Raw genomic sequence first — 5381 nt, forward strand, 5'->3', positions numbered from 1 at the left:
GGACACCGACAGTCATCGCTTTGAACGAGCCGCGAGGTGAAGCCATGTCACTTCTGCCCACCATCAAGGGGCCCGCCGACCTCAGACGGCTGGCGGCCGAGGACCTCCCGCCGCTGGCCGACGAGATCCGCGACTTCCTGATCGACGCTGTCACCCGCACCGGCGGCCACCTCGGCCCCAACCTCGGCGTGGTCGAGCTGACCATCGCGCTGCACCGGGTCTTCGACTCACCGCACGACCGCATCCTCTTCGACACCGGCCACCAGGCCTACGTCCACAAGCTGCTCACCGGCCGCCAGGACTTCACCCGGCTGCGCGGCCGCGACGGCCTGTCCGGCTACCCCTCGCGCACCGAGTCCGAGCACGACCTGATCGAGAACTCGCACGCCTCCACCGCGCTCGGCTACGCCGACGGCATCGCCAAGGCCAACCAGCTGCTCGGCCGCGAGGACCGCCGGACCGTCGCGGTGATCGGCGACGGCGCACTCACCGGCGGGATGGCCTGGGAGGCGCTCAACAACATCGCCGACGCCAAGGACCGCCCGTTGGTCATCGTCGTCAACGACAACGAGCGCTCCTACGCCCGTACCGTCGGCGGCCTCGCCCACCACCTCGCCACCCTGCGCACCACCCAGGGCTACGAACGCTTCCTGGCCCGCGGCAAGGAGGCCCTGCAGCGCACCCCGCTGGTCGGCCAGCCGATCTTCGACGCGCTGCACGGCGCCAAGAAGGGCTTCAAGGACGCCTTCGCCCCGCAGGGCCTGTTCGAGGACCTCGGCCTGAAGTACCTCGGCCCGATCGACGGCCACGACATCGGCGCCGTCGAACAGGCGCTGCGCCAGGCCCGGCACTACGGCGGCCCGGTCATCGTGCACTGCCTGACAGTCAAGGGCCGCGGCTACCGCCCGGCCGAGCAGGACGAGGCGGACCGCTTCCACGCCGTCAACCCGATCGACCCGTACACCTGCCTGCCCATCTCGCCCTCCGCCGGGACCTCCTGGACCTCGGTGTTCGGCTCCGAGCTGCTGGCGCTGGGCGCCGAGTACCCGGACGTGGTGGCCATCACCGCGGCGATGCTCCAGCCGGTCGGCCTCGCCAAGTTCGCCGCCGCCTACCCCGAGCGGACCTTCGACGTCGGCATCGCCGAGCAGCACGCCGTCGCCAGCGCCGCGGGCCTGGCCACCGGCGGGCTGCACCCCGTGGTCGCCGTCTACGCGACCTTCCTCAACCGGGCCTTCGACCAGGTCCTGATGGACGTCGCCCTGCACCGCCTCGGCGTCACCTTCGTGCTCGACCGCGCCGGGGTCACCGGCACCGACGGCGCCTCGCACAACGGCATGTGGGACATGTCGATCCTCCAGGTCGTCCCCGGGCTGCGGCTGGCCGCCCCGCGCGACGCCGAACAGCTGCGCGCCCAGCTGCGCGAGGCCGTCGCGGTGTCCGACGCGCCGACCGTGCTGCGCTTCCCCAAGGGCGACCTCGGCCCGGCGGTGCCCGCGATCGAGCGGATCGGCGGGGTCGACGTCCTGGCGCGCACCGGGCCCAACCCGGACGTCCTGCTGGTCGCCGTGGGCGCGATGGCCCCCGCCTGCCTGGACGCGGCCGCGCTGCTGGCCGCCGAGGGGTTCACCGCCACCGTGGTCGACCCGCGCTGGGTCAAGCCGGTCGACCCGGCCCTGGTCTCGCTGGCCGCCGCGCACCGGATGGTGGTCACCGTCGAGGACAACGGCCGGGCCGGCGGGGTCGGCTCCGCCGTCGCCCAGGCCCTGCGCGACGGCGGCGTCGACACCCCGCTGCGCGAGCTCGGCATCCCGCAGGAGTTCCTGAACCACGCCGGCCGGGGCGAGATCCTCGAGGAGATCGGCCTCACCGGAACGGGCGTCGCCGCCCAGACCGCCGCCTTCGCCAAGCGCCTGCTGCCGATCCGAGGAGCGCACCCGCACCATGCCGGCTGACCGCCCCGCCCGCCCCCTCGACCTCGCCGCCCTGATCGCCGAACGCGGCGCCGAGCGCTACCGGCTCCAGGCCGAGTACCTCAACCCGCAGCTGCCCCGGATGCTGCACACCATCGGCTTCGACCGCTACTACGAGCGCGCCGAGGGCCCGTACTTCTACGACGCCGAGGGCAACTCCTACCTGGACATGCTGGCCGGGTTCGGCATCTTCGCCCTCGGCCGGCACCACCCGGTGGTCCGCGACGCGATCCACCAGGTGATCGACCTCGGCCTGCCCGACCTGACCCGCTTCGACTGCTCCCCGCTGCCCGGCCTGCTCGCCGAGCAGCTGCTGTCGTACGCCCCCGGCCTGGACCGGGTCTTCTTCGGCAACAGCGGCACCGAGGCGGTCGAGACCGCGCTGAAGTTCGCCCGGTACGCCACCGGCAGGCGGCGGGTGCTCTACTGCGACCACGCCTTCCACGGGCTGACCGCCGGCTCGCTGTCGGTCAACGGCGAGCAGGGCTTCCGCAAGGGCTTCGACCCGCTGCTGCCGGACACCGCGATCCCGCTCGGCGACCTCGGCGCGCTGGCCGGGGAGCTGCGCCGGGGCGACGTCGCGGCGCTGATCGTGGAGCCGGTGCAGGGCAAGGGCGTGCACGCGGCCCCGCCCGGCTGGCTGCGGGCCGCCCAGGACCTGCTGCACGAGCACAAGGCCCTGCTGATCTGCGACGAGGTGCAGACCGGGATCGGCCGCACCGGCGACTTCTTCGCGTACCAGCACGAGGAGGGCGTGCTGCCCGACCTGGTGTGCGCCGCCAAGGCGCTCTCCGGCGGGTACGTGCCGGTCGGCGCCACCCTCGGCAAGGGGTGGATCTTCGAGAAGGTGTACTCCTCGATGGACCGGGTGCTGGTGCACTCGGCCTCCTTCGGCTCCAACGCCCAGGCGATGGCGGCGGGGCTGGCCACCCTGCAGGTGATGCGGGACGAGCAGGTGGTGGCCAACGCCCGCCGGATCGGGGACCTGTTCCGGGAGCAGCTGACCGCGCTGGTGGAGAAGTACGAGCTGCTGGCCGAGGTCCGCGGGCGCGGGCTGATGATCGGCATCGAGTTCGGCCGGCCGAAGTCGCTCAAGCTGCGGACCGGGTGGACGGCGCTGCAGGCGGCCCGCAAGGGCCTGTTCGCGCAGATGGTGGTGGTGCCGCTGCTCCAGCGGCACCGGATCCTCACCCAGGTCTCCGGCGACCACCTGGAGGTCATCAAGCTCATCCCGCCGCTGATCATCACCGAACGGGAGGTGGAGCGCTTCATGGCCGCGTTCACCGAGGTGATGGACGACGCGCACCGGGGGAGCGGCCTGATGTGGGACTTCGGGCGGACCTTGGTGAAGCAGGCGGTGGGCGGCAAGTAGCCCCGCGGGGGGAGGCGAGGGATGCGGATGGCCGATCGGATCGAGGTCCGGATCACCGGCGTGCTGACCGCGCTCACCGTCACCAGCGGCATGGTGGACGCGGTCAGCTTCCTCGGGCTCGGGCACGCCTTCGCGGCGCTGGCCACCGGGAACCTGCTGCTGCTCGCCTTCGGCATCGGCGGCTCCGAGGGACTGCCGATCGGCCGCCCGGCGCTCGCCCTGGCGGGCTTCGTGGCCGGGGCGGCCGCCGCCCACCTCATGGTCAGCCGGCGGCTGGCCCGGCGGCGGCGGTGGTTCGTGGTGGGCATGTCGGTGGAGTCCACCCTGCTGCTGGCCGCCGGCGGCTACGCCGTCGCCACGGCCGGCCACGGCGGGACGCTGCAGGGGAGCCACGCCACGACCGTGTTCGTGCTGCTCACCTTCGCGATGGGGTGGCGCAGCCGGGTCATCCTGCAGGCCGGGATCCCGGAGATGCCCACCACCCTGGCGCAGACCACCCTGGTCAAGCTGGTCGCCGACGTCGCCTCGCCGCGCTCGGCCCGGACCGCCGGCACGCCGGGCAGCCTGACCAGGCTGCAGCGGCTGGCGACCGTCCTGGGGATGTTCGCCGGCGGTCTGCTGGGGGCGGTGGCGCTGCCGCTCGGCCTCGGTGTGGTGCTGCTGGGGGTGGGGAGCGCGGTGGCGCTGACCGCGCTGGTGTACTCGCGCTCACCCCAGCTGCACCGGCCGGCGCCGGAGGGACTGGGCCACGGCTGAGGAGCGGTCGGCCGGGTCCCCCGGACGCGGCCGGCTCAGCGGGGTGCCGGGCAGAGGTCGGCCTGGAGGGCGGTGAGGATCTGCTCCGCCTTCTGGGCGCCGAAGCCCTCTGGGTGCTTGGCGGAGGTGAAGCGCTGGTTGGTCAGGTCGATCAGCTTCTGCCGGTCCTTGGGGAAGCTGAAGATGGCCTGGCACTGGTTGCGGGCGGCTTCGACGGCCTTCTCCGGCTTGCCCGCGACGATGTCGGGGTCGATCGCGTCCAGGGCGGCGACCAGCTTCGCGGTGGCCGCGGCGTCGGGGGCGGGCGGCAGTCCGGCGTCGGCCGGGGGCGCGGGCTTGGACGCCTCCGGCGCGGCCGAGGACCCCTGCGGGGCGGGCTCGGACGGCGCGACGGCACCGGACGGGGAGCCCGCGGCGGAGGACGCTGCGGAAGGCGCGGAGGTGCTCGGCGCCGTCCCGGCGGCGGTGCTGCCGGAGCTGGAGCAGGCGGAGAGGGTGAGGGCGGCGGCGGCCGTACAGGCCAGCAGGGTGGCTCGAAGACGCATGCCCGTACGGTGTCATGCTCGCGTCCGCTGCGGTAGCCCTTGACAGCGCGGCCGGTGACGCCCTGTCGGGCCGCCGAGGCGGCGGGGTGTCAGAGTTCGGTGCGCCGGCGGCGGACCACCACCACCAGGTCCAGCACGGCGAAGAGCGTGAGCAGCCCGCAGACCACGGCGAAGACGGTGAGCAGCGCCTGGCTGGGATCGTCGGTGGAGGTGGCCCGGGCGGCCCAGATCGCGAAGCCGGCCGTCATCAGGGCGAACAGCGGGGTGAACAGCACCGACAGCAGGAATCGCAGCTTCAGGTCACTCCGGGCGGTGGCGGGCTCGGTGCCGCTCCGCCACACCTTCGGGGTCTTCGCTGGACGCATCGGCGGTCGCCTCGGATCCGGGTCGGTCTACCCTTCCAGAGTAGGACGAGAGGCAAGGGGGACGCTGATGTCCGGCACCGCGCAGTACGTGGGCCTGCCGGTCGAACGGGCCAGGGAGCTGGCCGTCCGCCTGGGGGTGGAGACCGTCCGGGAGCTGGCGCCGGGGGCGTTGATCACCCTGGAGTACCGCGCGGACCGGCTCAACCTCCTGGTGCGGGACGGCGTGGTGGAGCGGGCCTGGCAGGGCTGAGCGCCGGGCGGGGCCCTCGCCCGGCCGCCTGGCCGGGGCGGGGGCCTGGCACGGGGCGGACCCGGCGAGCGACCGCTGGGCCGGGAACGGGACCCGGGTGGCGGCGCGGGGCGAGCGGTC

The 5381-nt window shown here is 73.8% G+C and carries 6 protein-coding genes; 4 read left to right on the forward strand and 2 right to left on the reverse strand.

Annotated features, from left to right (window positions below; all coding sequences use genetic code 11):
- The first annotated feature begins 44 nt into the window (after positions 1-44).
- Genes dxs through AA75_RS34700 form a run of 3 tightly spaced genes read left to right on the forward strand, consistent with a single transcriptional unit; the run spans position 45 to position 4101 of the window.
- Positions 45-1955 (forward strand): 1-deoxy-D-xylulose-5-phosphate synthase, encoded by a 1911-nt coding sequence (dxs, locus tag AA75_RS34690; protein ID WP_033824330.1) that lies wholly within the window; start codon positions 45-47, stop codon positions 1953-1955.
- Entirely contained in the window at positions 1945-3345 is a 1401-nt protein-coding gene (locus tag AA75_RS34695; RefSeq protein WP_033824331.1) for an aspartate aminotransferase family protein, read from the forward strand. The genes dxs and AA75_RS34695 overlap by 11 nt, the downstream gene beginning before the upstream one ends.
- A gap of 21 nt (positions 3346-3366) precedes the next feature.
- Entirely contained in the window at positions 3367-4101 is a 735-nt protein-coding gene (locus AA75_RS34700; RefSeq protein WP_051813977.1) for a DUF1275 family protein, read from the forward strand.
- 35 nt (positions 4102-4136) lie between these two features.
- Here the strand turns inward: AA75_RS34700 and AA75_RS53590 are convergent, their stop codons facing one another.
- A complete protein-coding gene (locus AA75_RS53590; RefSeq protein ID WP_033824332.1) occupies positions 4137-4646 on the reverse strand; it encodes a hypothetical protein in 510 nt (169 codons plus the stop codon).
- An 89-nt stretch (positions 4647-4735) separates the two neighbouring features.
- Entirely contained in the window at positions 4736-5011 is a 276-nt protein-coding gene (locus AA75_RS34710) for a DUF6343 family protein (protein ID WP_033824333.1), read from the reverse strand.
- Between the two features lie 67 nt (positions 5012-5078).
- Between AA75_RS34710 and AA75_RS34715 the strand changes: the two genes are divergently transcribed.
- Complete coding sequence (locus tag AA75_RS34715) at positions 5079-5261, forward strand: I78 family peptidase inhibitor (RefSeq protein WP_033824334.1); 183 nt, start codon at positions 5079-5081, stop codon at positions 5259-5261.
- The last annotated feature ends 120 nt before the right edge of the window (positions 5262-5381 follow it).

The sequence above is a fragment of the Kitasatospora sp. MBT63 genome, from assembly GCF_000710465.2.
Classification (GTDB): Bacteria; Actinomycetota; Actinomycetes; order Streptomycetales; family Streptomycetaceae; genus Kitasatospora.

What these genes read in the sequence shown, in the direction of transcription:
- dxs (WP_033824330.1), top strand. Translation starts at nt 45, where the DNA reads ATGTCACTTCTGCCCACCATCAAGGGGCCCGCCGACCTCAGACGGCTG.
- AA75_RS34695 (WP_033824331.1), top strand. Translation starts at nt 1,945, where the DNA reads ATGCCGGCTGACCGCCCCGCCCGCCCCCTCGACCTCGCCGCCCTGATC.
- AA75_RS34700 (WP_051813977.1), top strand. Translation starts at nt 3,367, where the DNA reads ATGCGGATGGCCGATCGGATCGAGGTCCGGATCACCGGCGTGCTGACC.
- AA75_RS53590 (WP_033824332.1), bottom strand. Translation starts at nt 4,646, where the DNA reads ATGCGTCTTCGAGCCACCCTGCTGGCCTGTACGGCCGCCGCCGCCCTC.
- AA75_RS34710 (WP_033824333.1), bottom strand. Translation starts at nt 5,011, where the DNA reads ATGCGTCCAGCGAAGACCCCGAAGGTGTGGCGGAGCGGCACCGAGCCC.
- AA75_RS34715 (WP_033824334.1), top strand. Translation starts at nt 5,079, where the DNA reads ATGTCCGGCACCGCGCAGTACGTGGGCCTGCCGGTCGAACGGGCCAGG.